The organism is Hymenobacter metallicola (assembly GCF_004745645.1).
Classification (GTDB): Bacteria; Bacteroidota; Bacteroidia; order Cytophagales; family Hymenobacteraceae; genus Hymenobacter; species Hymenobacter metallicola.
Genome location: NZ_SRMB01000004.1, coordinates 423,094 through 445,265 on the forward strand (window position 1 = coordinate 423,094; position 22,172 = coordinate 445,265).

Consider the following 22,172-nt stretch of genomic DNA (forward strand, 5'->3'; position numbering starts at 1 on the left):
CATGAGCACAGCCCTTGCCCTACGTCCGGAGCTGCAGCGCCAGCTGCCCCCCTCCCTCTCTCCCCTAGTGCGCCAGGCCGCCGCCCTAGTGCTCAGCGATGAGCCCGCCGCTAACACGTTCACGTCGGTGGAACTACGCAAAGCCCTGTACCAGCCCCTTTCGGCGGTGGCTCTACTGCTGGGCCATAACAACGCCCTGGCCGATGCCAAAGACCTGAAGGTGATGGGTACGGCGTTGGCGGCCGTGGTGCACCGGCGCTTTCCCGCCCTGAAGCTGGCCGAAATCAACGAGGCACTTATCCGGGGGGCCTCCGGAGAGTGGCTACTGCCCAACGGCTTCCTAGCCCCAAGCCTGCCCAACTTCACCCACTGGCTGGCTAGCTACCAGGCCTCCTGCCGGGCCGATGCGCTGAAGGCCCTGCAGGCGGTGGCCGAGCAGCAGCACCAGCTACCGGTACCGTCCTTCGAACTCGAACTGCCGGCGGCGGTGGCCCAGCTGGCCCAGCACGTGGCCAAGCTCGGCTACTTCCCCCACCCGCTCGATGCCGGCAATCTGGCCTACACCTGGTTGAAAAGTGTAGGGGCCTTCTCTGGCTTCAAAACGCCGGAGCAGTACCAGGAGATGCTGCGCAAAGAATCCATCAAGCTCACCCGGGCCCAGAGCATCGAGAAGCAGCAGCGCCGCCAGGTCAAAACCTTCGCCCAGCAACTGCGCTTCGGCTGGCCGGCTGAGCACCCGCTGGCCACGACGGTTATCAACAACTGCAAAAAGCGGGTGCTTAAAGAGTGGATTCGCTACCACATAGCCCGCCGAACAGACCTCTTCACCTGGCTCACGGAGTTGAGCCGCAACCCCAAAGCAGCATGAGCAACCAATCAACCACCGTTTGCCACGCCACCATCGTTTTTCGGCGCTGGAAAGAAAATAAAATTCACTGTCGCCTTTTCAAATGGGAAGGTCTGAAGCCTGGCCCTGCGCTGAATGAGATTTTGGAGCAGGATGGCTTGGAGAGGCGGCGAGTCCGCGTAACCATCGAGGTGCTGCCGGAAGAGCCGACAAGCAATGAGTAAAGGCTTTACCGCCGAAGGCTTGGCCGGACGCATCATCACTCCCAGCCCCAAGCCGCCTACCGACCGACCGCGCTACATGGCCGCTGAATCCAAAACGGAACCCGGGTTGATGAACTGCAAAATTAACAGCATGAGCCCCGAGCGGTGGAAGGCGCTGGAGTTGCTACTGAAGCAACACGGCTTCCACCCCTACTGAGCTGCTTATGGTTTCGATAGCTTAGTGAAAAGAATAGTCGAATACACATCGCCCGATTTTAATACACCTGCTAAGACGTAGCCCTCCTTATACAATCCGGCTACCACGCGGTAGTATGTCTCCGATGCTTCAACCATCACTTTGTTGCCATAGCCATTGGTTATATCAACAGTCGTGCTTTTCCCTTCTCCACGAGTCACGACAAGACGGCTCCCGCCAGGCATCTCACTGACACGCACCACGACAATATCGGGCTCACTCGTCTGCGCCCACGCTGGTGCACTGCCCAGCACCAGCAGGCAGCTCAGAAGAAAGAATAGCTTTTTCATAGCCCCCAAGATATCTCAGAAACTCCGAGAAACTACCCCCTTCCAGAAAGCATTATCGACCCACAATCCTCTCTCCCAATGTCCCCTACCCGTACTGTGCAATCCCGGCGGGCCTACCGTACTGCCGATTACAATTACCTGCTGATCAACTATGGCCAGAAGAAGGCGGCGGCCTGTGCCTCTGACCTGGGCCGCACGGTCGGCAGCCTCAAGTACTTCATCAATGCCCACCCAGAGCTGAAGAAGCGTGGGCGGGTATAATCCTTTAGCCCTTTATCAGTGTGCAGTGTCAATACTGAAAATGTTTCAAACCAAACACATCTATATTGTTATTTTATTTGCATATATTACACGCGTGCCCGCACGTACGCGATCCATATATCACACGCGCGTATGCGCGTTCATTAGTGAAAGCCCCTATACCGCTATCAGATGGAAAAAACAAACATATTTTCAAACTATTTATCCACATTCATTGTCTTTCGCGTACATTGGGTGTAGCTTTGTAAGACAAACGCGGCAGCATAACAAGAAAAAGTTTTCCACATCCCCTATACACGGTCAACCCGTTTTCTATCCAAGTCATGACCACCGCCAACACATTCAAGCAAGCTTTCACTGAGCATGATGAGCGTGTGCATAACATTCTTACCCGAGTAGGCAGCGAGTTCTCAGGAGCCGCGCACTTCTTGGCTGAATATGGCATGAGCACGCACTTAGCTCAGCAGGTAACAGAAATGCTTCAAACCCCCCTCTCTTTCTTTGTTAACCAACATGTTTATGCATGTCAGCAAATTGCTTTCATCATGCGTAAGGTAGTGGTTGACCATATCCGTACTGTAGCTGAAGACGCCACTGTTACCGGGTTGTGGGAGGTACAACGTGGTAATGATGAAACTACTATGGAGTATACCGTCGCCTTGCGTGAATACACGCTGGAAAAGCGCGCTATGCTACGTAGTTTTAAAAATGACTATGAGGAAACGGAGTTAGCTGATCTTGCTCCTCTTGTCTTCCATTTGATCCCGGAGAAGCGTTCTGTTGATATTAACAACGAAATTTCCAAAGCAATAGAGTTACAGTAATGCCTGAATGGGAGGGATACGTTAACAAGGCGAAGCATAACCAAAAACTTGTAGAGCTATTAGAAGAACAGGGGCAAGATGGTTTCCCAGATTGGGTTGTCATTGTTATCTTTTATGTTGCCTTACACTGGATATGCGCTTGGGTATCTAACCAAGGTCGGCCCCGTTCCTCATTTGGTAGCCACGGAGATATGCGGAACTTGATAAATCCAAATATCAAACCCCATCTCAAGTCTCATCACTACATACCTGTTAGCAAGCGCGTGTATGAAGCCTATGATGAGCTCTACGATTTCAGTAGAACAGCTCGTTATGATGGTTTTTTGAACGAGAAAGGTATGCGTGAGCAGGAAATGGATGATATGGAAGAATGCAAGAAAAACCTTGCAATAATCAAGGACTTCATCGTTCGAAAAGGGATTGCTTTAGACTAACTCTGATCATCAAAATAAAAGAGCCCTGGCATTATAGCCAGGGCTCTTTTATTTTCTGAACCATGCGCCTCTCTCTTCAAAAACCTCCTCTAGCAATTCTTCATTAATTAATACTATACCATCTAAGCCGTAAAACTTGCCTTCATAAAAGTAAGTGCAACTAACAGCGTCTCGCCCATCACGCTGTGTTATTATGCGCACAGTCATTACAGGGCTACCGGACTTTAGGCGCACAGTATCGCCTATTTTGAATTTACCCATTGTATTAAGTGGTTTTCTAATGAACCAGTAATATAGTAACTTTTAACTATCCTTTTCTAGCTCTAAATGCTGAATGGAGCCAGTTTTGATACCTGCAAAATCCATCGGAACAGGTAAAATCAAACTCCTTTCATCATGAAGAAATCTATTTTTCGTTGGGTGGCCCTGGCCATTCAACCTGTAGCCTATCCTGCAGCTGCTGTTTACCATGCCATTGTCGGCTCAGCCATCACATGGATTTGCCGCGGCCTACCGAGTACTTACTCCATTTCGGCACTGGGCTGGAGCATGCTGGCCAGTGTCGCCGTGGGTGCTGCTCTGGTGGTCGTGTCGAGTAACTTCAAACATGAGGTCGAGTAATGGTAGTCCTGCTGTATCAACTTTTCGGCATCCTGAGTGGCGCGATTGAGGCCGTTCTGTATTCTCGTCGAGGCGCTGAAGCCTTCACGCGGAATGAGCATGCCGAAATGGTGCTGCAGCGGATTGTCGTTGCCTCGTTGCCCCTGGCCGGCGTGCTGCTCTACCAGTGGTCGGGCTCGGCGCTCTACGTGGGGTTCGAGCTGGTGCCGGCGGCGCTGCTGTTTCCCTTGTGCCACGATGAGGCCTACAACTTCACCCGGCTGTGGATTACCTACAAATGGGGCAAGGATGGCCGCGAATATGCGGACTGGGCGGCCTGGGAATTGGCGTGGACGGAATACCAGTACGGGTACCAGTCGCCCACCACCACGGCCCGGAATGATTTCAATGGTAAGCAGCGCACCTGGTTGGGGGTGGCTGCCCTGGTGCTCTGGGGCGTGGGGGCCTGGCTCATTCTATGACCAAACGAGTACTAGCCCGCAAAACCAATCGAGAGAAGCGTAACGCCCGGATTAGGGCCCAGTTCCGGAAGCGCTACACCGATGCGCCCCGGCCCCGCAAGTACTCCCGCGAGTACATCCTTGCTCAGTTGGCCGAAGAGTTCTGCCTCTCAATGCATACGATAGAGGACATAATCTACGGTGCTGAAGAAGCTAAAGCAGCTGCTTAGAAATCAGAAAAGCCCCGATGGCAGTAGCTGTTGGGGCTTTTGTATGTGTTAACGCCAATAACATGGTTATATTGATCGAAAAACCGACAATGTTTCGATCAGCTGCCACCTATATTTCTTTCTTAATAGCCACCTCTTTAATTTATTACATTATTTATTGGAGTTTATTCGATATTGATATTTTTCAATTCATTGAAGTTAATGACCTGCCAAAAGGGCTTGTATTTCCGTTAAGACACACCATACTTTACTCTATTGGGCTTGCTTTTTTTGCAACAGCCATAAATACATGGCTGTATCACAAAACTCCTATTGATATTTTTAAAAAAGCAAATGAAAAAGTATCCCAAATGAGAGTTGATATAGATTCTAAGAGCGAACAAGAGCTTGAAGAAATATCAGCTAAATTGAAGGATATTGAATCCAATATCAAAAGAGCGAATACGGAATTTAGAGATAATAACAAGCTACTAGTAATAATAGGCAGCCTTTCCACACCATTTATAACAGCTTCATTAATTGGCTCATTAATATTATTCTCAATGTATCCATGGGAGCCATCTATGGCTCTATGCACAAGCACTTTCCTAACGATAGTAATTACATTAGTTCTCGAACATCAAAATATATTACCAGACAATATGTTATCGCTCTCATTGAGCAACAAAGGCCATATTTTCGCGATTGACTTTATCGTTAGATTCTTTATAGTCTTTCTTCCCATTAATGCTGCCATTGTCGCATATAGCGATGCATCCAGCATACTCCAATCAAAAAGATTCAAATACATTATAAGTAATGACATTGGAGACAAAATAGACAAGACACATAGTCACTATATATATCTAGGAAATGCTGGAGATAATATAGTTCTAACTAATCAAAAATTCACAGACAAGATTATTATTAAGATAAGCGACGTAAATCTGCTAAGATTCCGCACTTTTAATATTGAGAACGACTCTTCTGTAAAATACTTTATTCGTTTATCAGTGGCGCCTGTTAAGAAGGCAGAACAAAAGGCTCATCATCAGGAACAGATGCAGGCCGAACCCCAGGGCCCGCGTTGAGCTGCACATCGTGCACCAGCTGGCCCCGCTTGGCCCCGTCCTCGTCCTTTACTTCGGTCACGTAGCCCAGGGCCATGCACCAGGCCTCCGGGTGCTGGGGCCGGTCCCGGCGGTAGCTCGTGCGCACGAGTGGGCCAAAGCCTTCGCCCTGAAAATGCTGCAGGGCTGCATGCACTTCTTGCACGACTAACAGGCGCGCCACGGCTGCGGCCTGCTGCTCACTGCCCTGGTGGGTTTCCTCCGACACTTCGGTGGCCACCGTGAAGCGCAGCAGCGCCCGGCCCGTCTGAATGCCGCCACCCAGGTTGCGCCATGGAATATCCTCCAGGTCGATATACACCGCTGGGTAACGTATCGGCTCGTTACTCTGGTAGTCGAGCTGGGCCATGTCCAGATCAATGGTACCAAGTGCTGGCACAGCCACACGCAAGTGGTCGGCCAGCTGAGGGTAAAGAAGATGAAGCATGTTCGCTTTCGTTAATTAATAAGCACTTCTAGTTAGCGCGAGTAATACATTCTCTCCACCCAAAAACTGCCTGGCATCTCAACAGAGGTATCGCATAGGATCAGACTGTTTGGGGTTAGCTTCTCAATATGGAATGTATCGGCGTCACCTAACTTTTGCCCTATACTGCGTGGTGAGATGTTGCCTATCTCCGCTAAATGAGCATCTCCAATACGCCAGATGAACAAAGTGTTCTTGCTTCGAGCGTACTGATGCTTTTCATTTAAGCTACCACTATAGACCCATTTGTCTTGTCCAATAGCAAGGGTTGCACCTGAATTCAATGGGTATTTGAACCGCCCAAGGTAAGCGAAGGAAGATGTGCTGTACTGATGATTCACAGCAGAATCATAATGCCAATGGCCATCTAAGTGTGCGGAGCGTGACAGGTCAACAGGACGCGTTTTATCAGCCGATTCGCAGGCTATTATGCATGCCAGAAAAGGCCCGATGCAACACAACTTTACAGCCGCTTTCATAGTGCTATTTCGCATTCAGGATGGCATCAACGCCACTTTTCAGGTAACTAATCACCTCGGTATTCAGGCGCTTACTCTCGCCCATAAACTGGCGCTGGGGCAGCGTCCTGTTATCGTAGCGGTGCCCTTCGTTGTGGGCCTGAGCGTACTCGCTATCGGTGGCCACGGTCACGCTTTCTTTGTCGACTGCTTCCATTCGGATGGAGCGGCGCAGCTTGCCCGAGTCAACGAGTAGGGCCCGGCCCCGGTCGTCACGGCCGGCGGCAGTGAGCCGCAGGCGGCTACTGCCCTTCCCGGACTTGCGCCGGTACCGGCGAACTTTCCGAGAAGGCCAGGCATGCTCAGCGCCGGCCTCGTCCTGGAAACTCTGCCGTTTGAAGTTGCCCACGAATTCGCGCACGGCCAGCTGCCCCACTTCGCGCGGGGCTTTGGTCATAAACCGCTCGATGGCCGCCGCCTGGCGCTCCAGTTGCCTCAGGTCAAATTTCATCAGAACAGGATACCGTTACCGTAGTTGGGGGTGTGCTTCGCCAGGTAGCCCACGTACATGCGCTCGGCATCTTCCTTCGTGTCGCCGTAGTGCTCGACACTCAGCTCGATGTATTCGTCGAACGTGAGTGTGCCCTGGTCAAACTTCGATTCTAGCTCTGTTACTCGGTTGGCGTCCATTTCTTTTTAACAAACAGGTCACGTACTGCATTCCGGACGGGCTCGAAATCCTCATCCTCCCACTGGTCGGGAATGATGCCAACGCGGCCCTTGGCCATCGCCTCGATAATGGCCTCGTCGCCGGAGAGTTCAGCAATATACTGCGAATAGACCCGGGCCCAGACCTCGTAAGGCTGCATCAAATAATCCTCCAGAAATGCCCGCTTGTTACGGGCCAGCAGCTTATCCGCCAGCATCGTATCATACGATTTCCAGAGCTTGGTTCCCTTCACAGCGTTGAGTACATCCTCGATATCGACCTTATCCATGTACTTGGTCACCACACGCGGCAGGTCCAAATAAGTGTGGTCGATGAAGTGGGCCAGCTCGTGCAGCGTGGTAAAGGCAATCTGGCCCGCATCTTTCAGGTCTGAGGACAGTTTCAGCGTAGGAGGCGGCACGTCTCGCAAGGGTACGTAGCTAAACACGCCATTTGTGTTTCGGGCCGTTTTGGCAAAGGAAATCGGCAGCATCTTATTGAGCGTGGGCGACTCAGGCAGCACATGCACCTTGTTGATGGCCTGCAGGGCGGAGGTAACCCCATCCTTGCGCACGCCGGCCAGCGACTTGGGCTGCGTTACCAGTTCGGAAATGTGGAACTGGCCCGCGGTCTTCTGCACGAGCTGCTGCTCGCCGGCGGTAAGCTCCGCGTAGTAGGGATGCTCCAGCGGGAAGATGATGCCGGTTTTTCCCACGTTGCCGCGGAAGATACCATCGGGCTCCGGCAGCGCCGGCAGGATGCTCTGCGGCGTATGCCGTGCACCTGGTGCGGCCCCAATGACGGTGCACCGGCACAACCAGCCATTGGGCGGATAGTGGGTGAGCCACCAGGGATGCGACTTGGGCAACGTGATGCTGTCCCAGGCCTTGTGCTCTGGGCGTACCCGGCTGTCGCCTACGGTTTCGTACTGGAGTACATCATCTTCCTCGAATTCCTTCCACCGGGCCGCCATCTGGGCACTGGCCACCGCGTGCTCATACTCGGCCTCCAGCCAGCGCACGTTGTACTGCTGATGGATGCCCAGGGCCTCTTTGCGGAACTTCCGCCACGACCGGATCTGGCCCTCGTCGTCGAGCAGCTGCTTGCTCAGCTCCACGGCCTGGTGCCGGGTCTTCGCGGCCGAAAACAGATAGACGTTATTGCGCAGAAAGTCGGTGGCCTTCTCATCGGTGGAGTTGTAGCCCACCTCTACCCCACTCATCAGCTTATTGCTGGTCTGAGTGAACAGGCCCAGCTGCAGGCCGCTACCAGGTGACTGGGTTGTGTGCACGGCCCGGGCCAGGGCCATGAACTCCTGCAGCAACTCTTTGCCCGACTCGTCGCCGGCGGCGCGCACGGTATCAAGGCCGTGGGCATGGCCATGGGTGCAGGCGCGGGCGTAGAGAGCGGCTACACCCGCGCCGACTACTTTCCCGGCGCGGGAGCTGGCTTACCTGGTGCTGGCTGGCCTGGCGCCGGCGACACCACCACAGGTTCCGGCTTTTCCTCGACAGCCACGCCGAACGTATCAAGAATGTACTTGGCCGGCACGCGGTAACCCGAGTGCTGCATGATGCCGGCAACAATGTCCCACTGCTCCTTTTTGGTCAGCGTTTCGGTTTCGTCCCACTTGAACTCAAACCCGGCGCAGGGGTAGCCGTGGGTGAGCAGGCGGTCCCAGAGCTCCCACATGATGAAGTTGCGCACATGCATCTTATCGGCCTTGGTGTACTTCTCGCTCACCCGCTCGTGCACCTCGGCCTGGCTGCGGCTGCTTCCGTCCTCGGTGGTCATGGTCTGCCCGAGCACGAGCTTGCTCAGCTCGGCGTTGGGGTAGTCAATCATGCCCGAAAACACACCCTGCTGGAAGTTCTGCGGGGTGTGGTAGGTAAACTCCGTGGCACCCGGGGGCAGAATGGCGTAGGCGGCCCGGCCCATGTTCTTGAGCATATTCTCCACCTCCACGCGGTCCTCATCGTTCAAATCCATCTGCACCGTGCGCACCGGCAGGGCGAACCGGTCACAGTATTCGGCCCAGGCCTGCATGGCGTTTTTCTTCCATACCACGTGCGGAATGGCCTTGTGCAGCAGACCCAGTTCCTTGGGGTTGCCCACCTGCAGCAGCCACTGGGCCTCCACCCCTTCCCGGTAAGGAATGCCGGTGGCGCTACCGGGTGCCGAGCGGATGATGCCCCACTCCGGTACCACCATTTCGGGCTGAATCACCTCCACCCCGGTAAACTCTCCGTCGACGGGCACCAGCAGCTCGAGTACGCGCGGGCCCCAGTAGATGGCTTCCATGGCTTCCTTCAGGATGGTGAAAAACCACGGCGTCATGAGCATGCGCGTAAGCTTCTCATCCTCTTTCTGGCCGTTGATGCTCACTACCTTGAAGGGCTGGCACAGGATGTTGAGCGTGCGGGTTTCCATCACGCTGGTGAGGTGGGAGTCGATAACGGCTTCCCGATAGAGCCGGTATAGCTCGGTGCGGTCTGGGTACGCGTTATTCTCAGCGTTGGCCAGGGCCATGCGCCAGTGGCTCAGGTCGGCCCGAAGGCGCGCAGTCTGATGCTCCTGAATCCGGCTCGACACGGAACGGCGGCCGGCCTTGGCGTGCACGGTAGTGGTAGATGCGCCGCTTATTTGGGCCTGTAGTCGTTGATGCAGGTTCATAGCTTACTTTTGAGCTATTATTGAATTATGAAAAACCGTGCGGGCCTGTGGCTCACCCTTTTGTTTGTAGGCTGCTTGCCCATCTCGGCTTATGCAGCTGAAGACCCTTCCACTTCCGAGGCATATCTTCTTTTTGTGAAAGTGATGCTGGGTTTCGGGGCCGTCATTATTCTCTACTTGCGCTACAAGCGCAACTGGCCTGATAAATAAGCTACCAACTGAGGGTTTGCTGCGGAGCAGAGCCCCATTTGAAACCGCCGGTGCGCTCGGCAACAGGCAGCAAGGGTAAATCGGCCGATATCTTGCCCGCGGCCACGGCCTTGAGCCAGGCCTCGGCCTGGTCGTAGCGGTCGATGCGCTTCTCCGGCATCTGCACGCGGCCATGGCGGCTGTGCACCGTGTAGAGGGCAATGTCGACCATGTAGGTGATGATGAGTTGACTCCGCTCAGCGCCGGCAGCGGCGAAGATCTTGGCCACGTCGTAGCGGCTGCGGAGGTAGCTCTCGATAAACTCTTGGGCAAACAACTCGGCCCCGCTCAGGGCGGTGGCGTTACCCTGCAGCACGGTATCGAGCTGCTCTTGCTTGATGAGAGTGCCGTAGTCGGCGGGCGTCAGAAAGGCCATGGTTAAAAGGCGCGTTGGTGAACGTCGGAGCGGTTGCCCACGGCGGGTTTATTGTTGCCCTGGCGCTGGTAGGCCCGCCATTCGCTTTGAAAGCAGCGGCACAGGAAATAGTCGTTGGCGTCGGTGGCGTGCCCGTAAGGCTCGTAGCTGACCTTGGTTTTGGGGTCCTGCACCTTCTTTTTGTCCTTGGTCCCGTCGCTGGCCTTCTTCACCTTCTGGTAGTCGGTGCTGGTCACATTGCACTTGCGGTCAATCCGAATCCGGATACCATCCTGCTCATGCTCCAGAATCTCGTCAATCCACAGGGCCCGCATGCTCACTGAGGGCGCGGAAGCCTCGATGCGCTGGGTGACTTTGGGCAGCCCGCGCAATTCCTTGAGCACGATGGTGAAGTCGTTGGAGCCTTGTTCGGTGCGGGTGTCACCGTGTTTGCCGGCCGGGTCGCCGTAGAGGAACACCTCGGCTTTGTGCTGGCCATACTTGCGCATGAAGCGCTGGCAGGCCAGCTTGGTTTTGTTGTCCTGGGTGAACTCATCAATCTGGGTGGCTTCTTTACCCCGCACCTGCCACACGTTCAGCGTCACACCGGGCGTGAGGTTGAAGTCGAGCGTAAGGTGCAACGGGAGTTGTGGGTCGTAAGTGCTGGCGTAGTCGCCCACGTGCAGCTGGGTGTCGAAGCTGGGGTACATCTCGCCGCCGGTTTTCTCCACGGCGTTCCAGTCCCCTTCCAGCAGACGCTGCCGGTCGTAGTCCTTGAGTTGCTCCAGGCTCTTTTTGTAGATGCGCACAAACTCCCGGTCAGGGTTGTCGGTCACCAGAGCCTGTATTACCTGCTGATAGGGCTTGAGCAGCACCGGGTTGTTTTCGGCATCATACACGTACTTGAGCCGCACCCAGGTGTAGCCCGGGTTGCACGTGATGAGGATTTTCGGGATGAGCCCGAACTCGGCCAGCTTCCAGCGAATACGCGACTTGATGATGTCGGCGCCCTTCTCGGGCACGCCATCGTTGGCCTCTTCAATCCAGCAATCGGTGATTTCCAACGAGCCTAGGCGCTGGTAGTCCTCATCGGCTGGGCTGTAGGCCAACTCCTTGAAAATCTCCCGGCTGCCGTTGTTGAACACCAGGGCCTCGGGGGCGCCCGATCGGGTGATGTACCGATAATCCTTGCCCATCACCAGGCCCATGGATGTCAGGACGGTCATGTAGGTTACAACCGTACTTTCCTTCAGATCAATAAGCCTTGTTCTAGCCGTTACCCCACGACTACCTGGATACCGCAGCCGCCGGTATATTTTCCATGCTACTCCTAAGTAGCTTTTACCTCCTCCTGCTTTGTGCGCCCCAGCAGTTGCCTACTGGGGCATCTACAGGCTGCCCCTCCGTAAAGCACTTCCTCTGTAACATCGTCTTCCAACGACTGCCACGCAAGGTGCTGCTTCCAGGAGGGGCAAAATTGAATGTTTCTAGCTTGATGCAATTGATAACTATGCCTTACCATTGGGAGCAATGCATTATCTGTAAAGCTCCCCTGTACAATGCTGCAGCCCTAGCAAAAGATAGTTAAAAAGTGCGTGGGCCTTAGCTGTAAGCAACTGAGACCGCAAAAACTGTAAGCAATGTACACTTACTAAATTAAATATATTATTTTTCAGTCTACATTTTTATTTTTACCCCATTAACTGTAAACCCTCCTTTTAAGCAAAAAAATATTGCTTTACGCAAACAGCTAATTATGTAATCTTCTCTATTACCAAAATCTTTAAAAGCAATTTCGATTGGTATCAAAGATTTGTCATCGCCCGAATTTTCGGGCATGACTATATGCTGATTAGGATCAACACCCCAAGAAATTATATCTTTCGTCGGTATCGGAATGTGAATAATAATCAATTTTTCCTTTTCGTATTTATAAGACGGCATTTTTTTATATACCCTAATCGGTGTTTGCCTACCGTAAATTATTTGAAACCTTATTGTCCATTCGCTCAAATCACGAATATTCATTGATTCTAATACAGAATCAAATTCTAATTCCAGCAAATTACTTATTTTACTTGAATTGAAATCTACATCCAAGAAATCAATTACATACGAAGTGTGTGAGATTTTGCAAATCATTGTTAGGGATGGTAATTTTTGTCTTGTTCTCTATTTAGCGGCAGTGAGTGTCCATTACTTCTATGATCCCTAGCTCTCGCTGCTTCCGCTTTTTTCGCATTACCTGTAGTCGTTCTTCCTAAGTCTTCAACAACTCTAGCCTTGGCGTCAGTATAACCAGCTTTTCGAGCTAGCCTTTCACTTGTATGCACACGCCTTATTGCTCCGCTTTTCATAACATCGTCAGCATTCGCCTTTCCCACTTTGAGTATTTCATCACCGTTTTCAACTTGGTAAAGCACAAAATTACCAACGGCTTCATTTGAGTTTTTATTTACCGACTTCTTTGCCGCCTGTGTGACTGAGTTTGCAACGACTTTAGTTCCTCCTGCCTTTGCTAATAATATGCCTGCGCCTTTTGTCAGATTACTAGTAACTAAACCAGATTCCCCACCCGATAACGTAGCAGCGGCGACGTTTGCTACATCTAAAAAATCTGATCCAATCTGTTTTGCTAATCCTAAACCGGTGCCGGTGGGCAACCGATTGTTTACACTGACTTTTCCGTCTTCACTTATAGCAGCACGCCTGCTAGGCATCGTACCTAATGGCATATTGCTAGTTAAGTCTGAAAGTAGACCAACTGTATTATATACTGAAACGCCTATTCCAACTACTGTATTATAAATAGTCCCTGCTATAGTTCCCTCTTCTCCAGGGCCTGCTTGTCGTCCGTCCAAATCATTATAGCGCACTGCATTATCCAACCCAAACTGATAGGTACCCCAACTTTCCTGATCTCCTTCTTCTGCATCTGGGTCACTCACTACCCACCGTCCTAAGGTAGGATCATAGAAGCGCCAGCCGTGGTCGTGCCAGTTCAGGCCAAACTCGGTCTGCTTCTCCTTGCCATTCCAGGTAAACTTATTCTCAAGGGTAGCCGACTTGCTCAGCCCTACGAGGTTTAGCCCGAACGGATCATAGTGGTTCTCTTGCACCTGCAGACCCTGCCAATGCTCGACAGTTATATCATCGAAGAATACCTCCGTGTCACTCTCATTAGCTACGTAGGCTTGCACATAGCCTGCCTCCGGAACTCTCACTCGGGCATGCAGCCGCTCATATATCTCTTTTTTTACAGTCAGTTGCTTGGTTTCAGAGGCTACCAAAGCCGAATCCGCATTGTAGACCAGGATACGGAGATAGGCTTTCGGTATGCCCCCAGCTAGTTGCTGTACGGCCGGTATGAGGCCCAACCCGATGTTGAGCAACGGTAACACTCGCACCCGTTTTGCGCTTCCTTCTACTGTTGGCTGTACGATAGGCTGTTGTTGCAGCATTGAGGCCACAAACCCCGCCAGCGAAAAGCTCCAGTTGCTGTTACTGGTTTCTTGGGGATACATAGCATACGCCGTCACATCTACCGTATCGCCTTGTGCAACGGTCAACTGTTTCAGCGGCCCTAAGGGTTGGGGGTGAGTCCCACCAGCATGCAGCACAGCCACGCCGTCTCCACTGCGCGCCATAGGCATCCCAACGGCCTGCCGGATCGGTGGCGAAACACTCGCTGAATCAAATGCATGCTGCTCCCGTTTCAACTGCTCGCCCTGCGGATCGGAGTCGAGCATGGCCACGTACTTCTTCCGCTCCCCTGGGTGAAAAGCGACCCGCAGGTTACCTAGGTGATCTTTGATTGTGTACTCGTACCGGTACGTGACCTGACGAGCCTTCGCTGCGTCGTAGCTATAAAGGGCTAGCAGGCGACCTTCGCTGTGGTTGAGCCACCGAAGCGAGTCCTTTTCGTACTGCCACGCGCCCAAATAATCTGTGCGGACCTGTTTCCCGGCTTCCGTCGCCACCTTCGCCACTTTCTGCCCGCTGGCTGTATAGATGTACTGCAGCTGGTTGCCGTTCTGCCATTCAATCTGCTCGGGCAAATGCAGGTAGTTGTACTGAATATGGCTGATCCCTTTGTTCCAGTCACTGGTCATGGAGCCAGCCACATCATAAGCATAATCCGCCTGCTTACGACCAGTGGTCGTGCCATCCTGAAAGTCGGCTCGGCTAACCTGGCCTGCTGCTGTCTCAGACGTCGAGGCCACTATATCATCTACGCGCAGTAGGCGGTTGCTGCTAGGCGTTCCAACTTCGTCCTGGGATGTTCCTAGACTCCCATCCGATGTGAGCGTATAGCGGTAGCGCAGCACGTCGGTTAGACCGTACTGACGAGGCGTGGTACGGCTGCCTTCTTGTAGCAAGCCACGCCGACGTAGAGTCAGCAGGTTGCCATTGGCATCGTAGCTGGCCGCATAGAAGCGGTAGTTATCGCGCTCCTGGTCCCACTCCGTGGCTCCTTTGGCTACGAAATCGCCCTGCAACAAGCGGTTCAGGTTATCGTAACGGTAGCCGTAGGCTCGCTGAATGTTATCCGACTTGCTGCGCCAGGTCTGCCCGGCAATGTTGCCGTTGTACTGCGGCGTTACAAAGCCTTGCTCGTAGTGCAGGGCCATACTCCACAAGTCCTTGGTCTGCAGCGAGTCTGGGTTATTAATGGTCGTCAGCCAGCCCCGGATGTTGTAGCGATAGTCTACTGACTGCACGCCATTCCCCAAGATTTTGCGCTCAACTTGCCCCAGTTCGTTGTAACTCTGTCTGGCTATAGTTACGGCCTTTGCCCCGTTGAACGACTGGGCGGAAGAGAGCAAGCGCCCGGCATGGTCGTAGCGCGGCGTTTCCTGCACCGTGAGGGCTGTATGCGTGGGATCCGAGTGCACGGTGTAGGAGCCGCGCACCTTCCCGGCGAAATCGTAGCGACTGCTCGTTACATCCTCTCCCCCCCGAGCCGTGGTGCTGACTACCTGAATGGGCCGTAGTTTCTCGTCGAAAAAGCTAGTTGTGGTCAGCCACGCCTTTGCGTTGGTTGCGTTCACGCCCAGGACCCGCACCAGCGTGCGCGTGGTCTGACCGGTGACTCGGCTATCTGCTGTGGGGACTTTGCCCCCGAGTTGTTGTTCGGTGGCTGCCACATAGGAGGCCTCCGCTACCCCGTTCTGGTCAAAGTCATAGCCATCGTAGTAGCTGATGCTCAAGAGCTGGTCTTCACCAGTTAAGGGCGGATAGCTCTGGTTGGTGTAGTAGGCTTTGCCTAGCAGGGTGCTAGTGCTTGGTGCTTCCCACAGCTGCGTGGCCCTGCTAGCCCGCGCCTGCAATGTATCTCGGCTCAAACCGGGACGTTGGATCAAGGCCGAGAAGACAACGCGGCCCATCGCATCATACTTGGTAGCGACCCACTCGCTGCGGCCGCGTTGGGCCACGTTCTGGGTTAGGATTGGCCGGTTCAGTTCGTCGTAGACGGTGTAGGCATACCCTTCCTGATCAGGCACGAGCTTCTCAATTAGGCGTCCTTGGTCATCGTAGTGGTAGCGGAACAGCAAATGTTCCACGCCGGCACCATTGAGCAGACCGCCGTTTTTCCGGATACGCTGCACCGCCAAGGGAGGTAGCACAGCCCGCAGCCGATCAAAGTCGTCGTAGAGGTAATACGTCTTTAACCAAGTGGTATCGGTCCCGATACGCTCAGCCACTTGCTTAAGCACCATCTGCCCCGCTTTGTTGGTAAAGGTCTGGGACAGGTGCTTTTGTTCGTCCACCATCAGCGCAGACCACAGCTCCCCGGGAGCGTAGGGAGCCTCAACAGCCAACTCCTCCCGCTGCCCATCGTAGCCCGGGCGCCAGCGGTAGACCGTGTCACGGGCCGTGTTTGGACGCTCCCAGAAGGTCACGGCGTGGTTACTACTTGTGCCTAGCATCCAGTTTTCCCCCGCCGATGCTTGGGCCAGCACGCGGCCCATTAGCGAGGGCTCGAAGGCTTTGGCAGCATAGGGTACGCCCGTCTTAGGCAGGAGCCGGGTGGCGTCCACCATATCTGTTGGCGGAGTCACATGATCCGCAGGGTCTGTAGGAGAGGTAACCGCTCCCCGGTAGAAGGCATATTGCTCACGCAGTGCATTTTGTCGATACCCGTCTACCGTGCCGGTGCCATTGGCCACGGTGTAGGGCAGGTATTCCTTGTCCTGGCGTCCCAACTCGTCATAGGCGATAGGCTGCACGATGTCCCGCCGGGTGGGTGACTCTTGGCGCAGCACGGTTTGTACCGGCCGGCCCAGCCCATCGAAATATTCGGTTTTGACCTGCACGGAGTCCACTACGGCCTGGGTGAACAAGGCCGCGTCGGTGTAGGCTGCCCGTGCCGTGTAAGTACGGACGTAGTTGCCGGCTTCTGCTGCATCGGGCTTGGGAATGTCAATAAGCAAGGAGTCTACAGACGGCCGCTGCGGCTCATTGCGCGCCAGCGGTTGGTACGGTAGTACTTCTATATACGTGGCCTGTAAATAGAGCCAGACATCTGCTCCCCACGCCGACTTGACATGATCATGACGTACCCGGGCCCGGTAGAGTCCCTCCGTCTCGGGCGTAATTGTCTCAAGCCGAAGGGTCGAGCTGATCTTACCCGGCATCTCTACCCAAGCTTGCCCGACCTTACGTTCCCACTGGTAGTGCAGCAGGCTGGGCACGCCTCCGGTTTTCACTCGGAGGGTAACACCTGCCGCCCCAACCACTGTGGTAAGGGTGGTATCAGGCCGTATTCGCTGGGGAGTGAACGTGAATCCGGGAATCCAGCTTACCCCAGTTTCAGTGAAGTTGGGCGCAATGCTGGCAAAGTCCAGGTAGTTCTCCGTAGCCTGCACGGTCGGAATGGTTGTCAGCCCAGCCCAGGAGGGCAGGCCTGTGAAGGCATTGCGCTGCAGTCCCAGTTGGTAGAGGTAAGGGATTGTCGTGAGCGAGTTGGGTACTTTCCCCTGCAGGGTATTGTCACTTAGATAGAGATGGTTCAGGCCCTGCATGCCGCCCCATTCGGCTGGAATAGTCCCCGTGAGTCGATTCTGCTGCAAAAACAGGTAGCTCAAGTTTTGCAAGCTACCCCACTCGGACGGTAGCGAGCCAGAGAATTGATTGGCACTCAGATCCAGGTGAGCCAGCCCGGCCATCTGGCCGAAGGTGGCGGGCAATGGCCCCGTAAAGCGGTTGTTCTGCAACTGCACGAAATACAGGTACTGCTGCAGCCCGGCACTGTCGGGCACCGTGCCGGACAGGCGGTTGTGGCTCACATTCAGGCGGGACAGATACGGTATGGTCCACAGCCCGCCGGGCAGCCGACCCTCCAGTTGGTTGTGACTCAACTCCAATGCCCACAAGCCCTGCAGGTGCTTCAGAGAGCTGGGCAGTTGGCCGCCGAGCTGGTTAGTACTCAGATCCAGTGTATAGAGCGAGGTGAGCAAGCCCAGGCTGGCAGGCAAACTACCCTGCAGCTGGTTACCCGGCAACGAGATGCTGATCACATCCCCCTGGTTGATGCCTACACCGTAGCGGGCAAGCACCGAGTCCTGCTGCCAATTGGTGCGCGTGGTCCACTGTTCCCCGTGGGTCATGCGGTAGAACTGACGCAGCACCCGTAACTCCGTAGAATCGGGTACTTGGCCTTCGTAGGCCTGCGCCTGGGCACCCGTAAGGATGAACCAGTAGGCAACAACTAAGCAAATCAGAAAACGAAACTGGTAGAAAAGGCGCATAGACACGCAGCAAAAGCGGGGAGAGGAGATAGTTTGGAAAAGCAGGTTGCGCGGCGGCTACTGCGCGTACTGGTACTGATTCTGGGTCAGAATCCGGCCCTGTTCGTCCCGCACCCGCGATAGGCGACCTAAGCCGTCGTATTCATAGAAGACCGTGCGGCCATCAGGGCCGGTTTGCGAGCTCATGCCGGTCAGGGGCTGGTAGGTGTACGAGGTCATCTGCGCCCCAACCGGATGCAGACGTAACTCATCGACCTGTAAGCCGGCGGGTCCTTGTACCGTCAGTGTTGCCCCGGCAACCAGGGAGTGACGTAGCGTGTACTGCTTCCACATCAATTGACTGCCACTAGCCTTCGCAATTTCGACAAGTGAAGTAGGGGCTACCGCGATGCCATTGACCAGAACGGTGGGAGGGGCCGTTGCCCAGCAAGTGAAGGTGTACTGATCTGTACGCCCAACTGTAGTTGAGACGACTCCTGCCGGTTGGAACTGATAACACTGTTGGCCTGTGCGCCCACCGGCGACCACCGTGGTCGGGCTCGAAGTATACGACCAGTTGCCCGCAGCGCCCGGCTCAAAGCTGGTATAGGCAATTTCAGAGAAGCTGGCATTTTTCACAACGGCGGCCGGCTCCTGGCTCAGGGCATCCCACAGATAGCTGGTGGCGGGCCCCTTCGCCTGATGCATCTGCTCAACTTGCATCTGCGCGGTATAGCGGTCAATCAGGACTTCTTCCCGATACTGTGGATCAAATGTCACTCCCCCTGCGGCAACGCGCATGCGCTGAAAGCTGCTCTCTGGCTGGGGGGCTGTCGCGCGCCAGGAAAGTTGACGGCTGGGCTGAGGGATGCCGTTCACTAAGCGAGGCAAGGTAAGGGTAGCTTGCGTGAGCAATATACCTTGCGCGGTTAGCCGGCTGGTTGTCGTTTCCACCGGCACGGAGTAGATGTGCCGTTGAATCATCTGCCGCAGGGCCTTGGCTTCCTCTGTCGTGGCGGTGGTTACCTCTCCGCAATCCAAAACGTAGGCAATGCGCTTGATTTCAGTCCCCCCAGCTATACTGCGTTCGATGCGCGTTGGCTGTGCATGTTGCTTATTGTCGTAGTAATACCGCGTGCTGGTTTCTACATAGCGTGCCTCGTTCGTCGGGTCATACTTGTAGTGATGTGTTGCCGTTATATAATGCCAGGCATTATATTGGTAGGTATTCTCCCGCGCAAACCGGCCGGTAAATAAGGGATGACCAATAAATTGTGCTGACGGCTCCGGAAAAATGCCTCCCAAACTGACAAAAGACTTGTTGGGAATGACTTTCGCCCCCCTAATGACTTCCCGTTTGGTGTCTTCTTCCTCCTCGGACGCATAGTCATTGACTTTCTTTTCCACTAAGCGGAAGCCCCCGGAATGCGAGCCCGCGTAAACGTACTGAGTAAGTAGGTTGCCTCGTTTCCACGGGGCAGTAACCGCTGGCGGATAGGGCCGGTCGTTGTTTCCACCATCTACGTAAGCCGAATACTGGCTCACCGTCTTCCCCAAGGTTTGTCCGGTCGTAGCCGAGCTATCGGTCACGGTTACGGTGTGATACGCTACCGGCTGGCTGCCACTCTGCACTTCGCCTGGAGAACTGGAACTTACCACGGTAACGGCGCAGTGCCCCCCACCTTGGGAAATATGTTGGCCGACTTTATAGGTTAACTGCTGATAGAGATAGACGGGTGGTAGACTACTGACCAGATAGCCGCTGGACAAAGAGGAGCCTAGGCGCGTATAACGGTAGCTCCGAATCAATGCGGGTGCTGTGGCGGAAGCCTTACTGGCAATGGTTTTAATGCGCAGACCGCCGGTTTCCTGATTCCGCAATTCATATTTGATATCGCTTGCTGGCACATATTCCAGGTGTAGCGATGTTACCATCATTTCCCCTTTAGCTTCGACCACCATTTCATAGGTGTACCCGGCAACAAAACGGGGTAGGTCCGTCCAGTAGGCATAGGCGTTGTTGGGATCGGACGGTGAGTTGGCCAGCATTATAGAGGCAGTAGCATCCCGGGACCAAGTCGTCATCGTCCCATCGGTAGCCGTGCTTTTGATTGTAATTTTGCCTAAACAGCCTTTTAAATTGTCAGTGGTATACGATGCGTGCTTTGCTAAGCGAATTTCAGCTGTGCCTACTACTTCCATATCGTTTGGAACGCTCCATGTCATGGCCTCCTTTTGAGAAGGAGGGCTGGGCGATACGCCGATCCCGCTTACCTCCAGATCCTTTGCCTGATAAGCGGGTGGGAGTTTAACCGAAGCCACGAGTTGATTGGCTTCAAAGGTGTAGATCTCATAGCCGCCGGTCGGGTACTGAATTTGCTGCAGCAATCCGGCTTGCGCAAAAGCCTGATGTGGTGCTCGGTCCGCCTGCCCCACGGTGACCTCGCCAAAGACCGAGCCTACCGTAGTTATCGGAATCAGGTTTGCGTTTTCGGGCGATCGGGTAAACCGTGCATTCGATAGGCCCCAGTGGTCGCGGGCCCCCTGCAGACGTCGCGGGAGGCGAATGGAAGAATAGGTGAACCGATGCGGAGGGAGTTGTTCAGTGCCACCGAACACTTGCAGCGAATCAAGACGGAGCCGCAGATAAAAACGCCGATCCCCTGGCTCTTGCGCGGTGGGAAGTGGAAACGAGAGGTCGTCGTTGAAATACGAATGATAGAAGCGAACCTGACGCACGGTATCGGCGCTGAGCGTGTCACGCCGCAAGCTGAGCCGCACGAGGCGTTTGTCCGCTACATCTAACCGGTTTGCTGTTTGAACGTCAATGACGCCACCGGTCCATTCAACTCGTCGTAGGCGAACAGCTTCAATCAGATTTTGGCTAGTACTGGAAGAAACGGCGTTCGTAATGGCATCACATCCATTATAGTTGTCGGGAGAACCATTTGACACGCTAACACTTTGGTGCAGCCCAGTTGTCGTATTGATGTTGTGGCGCTTGTAGCGCAGATGTATAGTATCGGATCGATCGGCCGAGATAATTTCGGTTAAGTACCAAGCCGTACAGTTACGAGGACCATTAGCCCCTCTGCGTGTCGAGGTGGTATACTCCTGTTCTGCAAACCGGTAGGTTTTGCCTTCAGCATCCGTTAGCACAAAGCCAGTGCGCCGGTACCCTTCTGCATCTTTCCCATCTTCAAAGCGGATGTCCAGGGGCTGATAGGGCTGGGCGTGAAACTTGCCATCATTGCCCATAAGGAACGTCCCGTTTCCGCCGGGAAAATTGAAGGCGAATAGATCCGGTTCGAAGTCCACGACCCCATCGGCTATGTTTTTCAGACGGTAGAAGTTCAGGGTTTCTTCCAGCTGATCTACGTCGGGTACCTTATCGAACGTCTTGAAAAAACTACTATCGCCCGTCTCGTCGGCTAGCCCGCGCACAACCCGCGTGATGACGCCCCCCGCATTTAAGGACCACCCTAGACCCGCTGGCGATGCCTCGTCATCGACGCGGATACCGCCGGCGTGGTAACTCAGGCTAATTGGGAGCGATAGGGAACCACTGGTGGCTTGCAGTAAGGGTATAGAAATGGATGGGGTACCCGTATGCTCGCTAACTGGGCTAAACGTGTAGCGCTCCAGGGCCGCAGCCGTGGGCGAGCCGGGAACACGTGGGGCCAGTTGTTTAGCCTGACTATCTTCTGGTGTTTGGCTAAACGCAGAATACGCTACAAGGAGAAGTATTAGAGCGAATAAAAGTCGATGCATCGGTGTTGGACGCTGTAAGATTAAAGAGCAAATCATTCGCTCAGAATACCTTATTTTACATATGCATGTATCTTCAAATGTAAATAAGAAGCACCTTCTAATCCGAAGCAACCTTTTAAAATAACAATATATAATATATATACTTATATTATCTTTATCCAATCTAGCTATAATGAGTGATGGCAGTAGCCATGATATAGTTTTCTATGATCGTCTACCTTAATGAATGGTATACTTGGCATCGGA

The 22,172-nt window shown here is 53.9% G+C and carries 23 protein-coding genes; 11 read left to right on the top strand and 12 right to left on the bottom strand.

The annotated features are described in order from the left end of the window. The first annotated feature begins 1 nt into the window (after position 1). Genes E5K02_RS20140 through E5K02_RS20150 form a run of 3 tightly spaced genes read left to right on the top strand, consistent with a single transcriptional unit; the run spans position 2 to position 1,267 of the window. Positions 2-868: a hypothetical protein gene (locus tag E5K02_RS20140; protein ID WP_135397278.1), complete on the top strand. Its 867-nt coding sequence runs from the start codon at positions 2-4 to the stop codon at positions 866-868. Next, positions 865-1,071, top strand: coding sequence for a hypothetical protein (locus E5K02_RS20145; RefSeq protein ID WP_135397280.1), 207 nt, complete (start codon positions 865-867; stop codon positions 1,069-1,071). Before E5K02_RS20140 ends, E5K02_RS20145 begins: the two co-directional genes overlap by 4 nt. Then, a complete protein-coding gene (locus tag E5K02_RS20150) occupies positions 1,064-1,267 on the top strand; it encodes a hypothetical protein (protein ID WP_135397282.1) in 204 nt (67 codons plus the stop codon). The genes E5K02_RS20145 and E5K02_RS20150 overlap by 8 nt, the downstream gene beginning before the upstream one ends. Before the next feature lie 5 nt (positions 1,268-1,272). On the opposite strand, the gene E5K02_RS20155 is transcribed toward E5K02_RS20150, so the two are convergent. Further along, complete coding sequence (locus tag E5K02_RS20155; RefSeq protein ID WP_135397284.1) at positions 1,273-1,596, bottom strand: hypothetical protein; 324 nt, start codon at positions 1,594-1,596, stop codon at positions 1,273-1,275. Positions 1,597-1,674: 78 nt separating this feature from the next. On the opposite strand from E5K02_RS20155, the gene E5K02_RS20160 reads away from it, so the two are divergent. The 3 genes from E5K02_RS20160 (at position 1,675) to E5K02_RS20170 (ending at position 3,115) form a co-directional block, all read left to right on the top strand. Then, positions 1,675-1,857 carry a hypothetical protein gene (locus tag E5K02_RS20160; protein ID WP_135397286.1) on the top strand — a complete coding sequence of 61 codons (183 nt, stop codon included), beginning with the start codon at positions 1,675-1,677 and terminating at the stop codon, positions 1,855-1,857. Between the two features lie 323 nt (positions 1,858-2,180). Continuing rightward, the gene (locus E5K02_RS20165; protein ID WP_135397288.1) at positions 2,181-2,681 is read left to right on the top strand and encodes a hypothetical protein; all 501 of its coding nucleotides are present in this window, start codon (positions 2,181-2,183) and stop codon (positions 2,679-2,681) included. Continuing rightward, positions 2,681-3,115, top strand: coding sequence for a hypothetical protein (locus E5K02_RS20170; protein ID WP_135397290.1), 435 nt, complete (start codon positions 2,681-2,683; stop codon positions 3,113-3,115). The genes E5K02_RS20165 and E5K02_RS20170 overlap by 1 nt, the downstream gene beginning before the upstream one ends. A gap of 48 nt (positions 3,116-3,163) precedes the next feature. Here E5K02_RS20170 and E5K02_RS26270 read toward each other — a convergent pair whose 3' ends face one another. Next, positions 3,164-3,376 (bottom strand): DUF2158 domain-containing protein, encoded by a 213-nt coding sequence (locus E5K02_RS26270; protein ID WP_135397292.1) that lies wholly within the window; start codon positions 3,374-3,376, stop codon positions 3,164-3,166. A 135-nt stretch (positions 3,377-3,511) separates the two neighbouring features. Between E5K02_RS26270 and E5K02_RS20180 the strand changes: the two genes are divergently transcribed. The 4 genes from E5K02_RS20180 to E5K02_RS20195 are packed head-to-tail and all read left to right on the top strand — an operon-like array spanning position 3,512 to position 5,476. Then, positions 3,512-3,736 (top strand): hypothetical protein, encoded by a 225-nt coding sequence (locus E5K02_RS20180; RefSeq protein ID WP_135397294.1) that lies wholly within the window; start codon positions 3,512-3,514, stop codon positions 3,734-3,736. Next, positions 3,736-4,197, top strand: coding sequence for a hypothetical protein (locus tag E5K02_RS20185; protein WP_135397296.1), 462 nt, complete (start codon positions 3,736-3,738; stop codon positions 4,195-4,197). Before E5K02_RS20180 ends, E5K02_RS20185 begins: the two co-directional genes overlap by 1 nt. Next, positions 4,194-4,406 (top strand): hypothetical protein, encoded by a 213-nt coding sequence (locus E5K02_RS20190; protein ID WP_135397298.1) that lies wholly within the window; start codon positions 4,194-4,196, stop codon positions 4,404-4,406. Before E5K02_RS20185 ends, E5K02_RS20190 begins: the two co-directional genes overlap by 4 nt. A 17-nt stretch (positions 4,407-4,423) precedes the next feature. After that, positions 4,424-5,476, top strand: a complete 1,053-nt coding sequence (locus E5K02_RS20195; RefSeq protein ID WP_135397300.1) for a hypothetical protein — start codon at positions 4,424-4,426, stop codon at positions 5,474-5,476. On the opposite strand, the gene E5K02_RS20200 is transcribed toward E5K02_RS20195, so the two are convergent. The 5 genes from E5K02_RS20200 to E5K02_RS20220 all read right to left on the bottom strand — a co-directional run bounded on the left by E5K02_RS20200 (position 5,409) and on the right by E5K02_RS20220 (position 9,821). Next, positions 5,409-5,942, bottom strand: a complete 534-nt coding sequence (locus tag E5K02_RS20200) for a hypothetical protein (protein WP_135397302.1) — start codon at positions 5,940-5,942, stop codon at positions 5,409-5,411. The genes E5K02_RS20195 and E5K02_RS20200 overlap by 68 nt on opposite strands. Before the next feature lie 522 nt (positions 5,943-6,464). Further along, positions 6,465-6,950: a phage virion morphogenesis protein gene (locus tag E5K02_RS20205; RefSeq protein WP_206025996.1), complete on the bottom strand. Its 486-nt coding sequence runs from the start codon at positions 6,948-6,950 to the stop codon at positions 6,465-6,467. Next, complete coding sequence (locus E5K02_RS20210; RefSeq protein WP_135397304.1) at positions 6,950-7,129, bottom strand: hypothetical protein; 180 nt, start codon at positions 7,127-7,129, stop codon at positions 6,950-6,952. The genes E5K02_RS20205 and E5K02_RS20210 overlap by 1 nt, the downstream gene beginning before the upstream one ends. Next, complete coding sequence (locus tag E5K02_RS20215) at positions 7,111-8,505, bottom strand: phage head morphogenesis protein (protein ID WP_135397306.1); 1,395 nt, start codon at positions 8,503-8,505, stop codon at positions 7,111-7,113. The genes E5K02_RS20210 and E5K02_RS20215 overlap by 19 nt, the downstream gene beginning before the upstream one ends. A gap of 68 nt (positions 8,506-8,573) precedes the next feature. Next, complete coding sequence (locus E5K02_RS20220) at positions 8,574-9,821, bottom strand: phage portal protein family protein (protein ID WP_135397308.1); 1,248 nt, start codon at positions 9,819-9,821, stop codon at positions 8,574-8,576. Positions 9,822-9,848: 27 nt separating this feature from the next. Here E5K02_RS20220 and E5K02_RS20225 point away from each other — a divergent pair, with 27 nt between their 5' ends. Continuing rightward, positions 9,849-10,031 (top strand): hypothetical protein, encoded by a 183-nt coding sequence (locus E5K02_RS20225; RefSeq protein ID WP_135397310.1) that lies wholly within the window; start codon positions 9,849-9,851, stop codon positions 10,029-10,031. A 1-nt stretch (position 10,032) separates the two neighbouring features. Here the strand turns inward: E5K02_RS20225 and E5K02_RS20230 are convergent, their stop codons facing one another. From E5K02_RS20230 to E5K02_RS25635, 5 genes are all read right to left on the bottom strand, one after another. Further along, positions 10,033-10,446, bottom strand: a complete 414-nt coding sequence (locus E5K02_RS20230) for a phage protein Gp36 family protein (RefSeq protein WP_135397312.1) — start codon at positions 10,444-10,446, stop codon at positions 10,033-10,035. Between the two features lie 2 nt (positions 10,447-10,448). Further along, a complete protein-coding gene (locus E5K02_RS20235; RefSeq protein WP_135397314.1) occupies positions 10,449-11,651 on the bottom strand; it encodes a hypothetical protein in 1,203 nt (400 codons plus the stop codon). Between the two features lie 451 nt (positions 11,652-12,102). Further along, positions 12,103-12,567 carry an Imm9 family immunity protein gene (imm9, locus tag E5K02_RS20240; protein ID WP_135397316.1) on the bottom strand — a complete coding sequence of 155 codons (465 nt, stop codon included), beginning with the start codon at positions 12,565-12,567 and terminating at the stop codon, positions 12,103-12,105. A gap of 2 nt (positions 12,568-12,569) precedes the next feature. After that, entirely contained in the window at positions 12,570-18,176 is a 5,607-nt protein-coding gene (locus E5K02_RS20245) for a DUF6443 domain-containing protein (protein ID WP_135397318.1), read from the bottom strand. A 57-nt stretch (positions 18,177-18,233) separates the two neighbouring features. Continuing rightward, positions 18,234-21,926 carry an RHS repeat domain-containing protein gene (locus E5K02_RS25635; RefSeq protein WP_167856507.1) on the bottom strand — a complete coding sequence of 1,231 codons (3,693 nt, stop codon included), beginning with the start codon at positions 21,924-21,926 and terminating at the stop codon, positions 18,234-18,236. Positions 21,927-22,172: the final 246 nt, after the last annotated feature.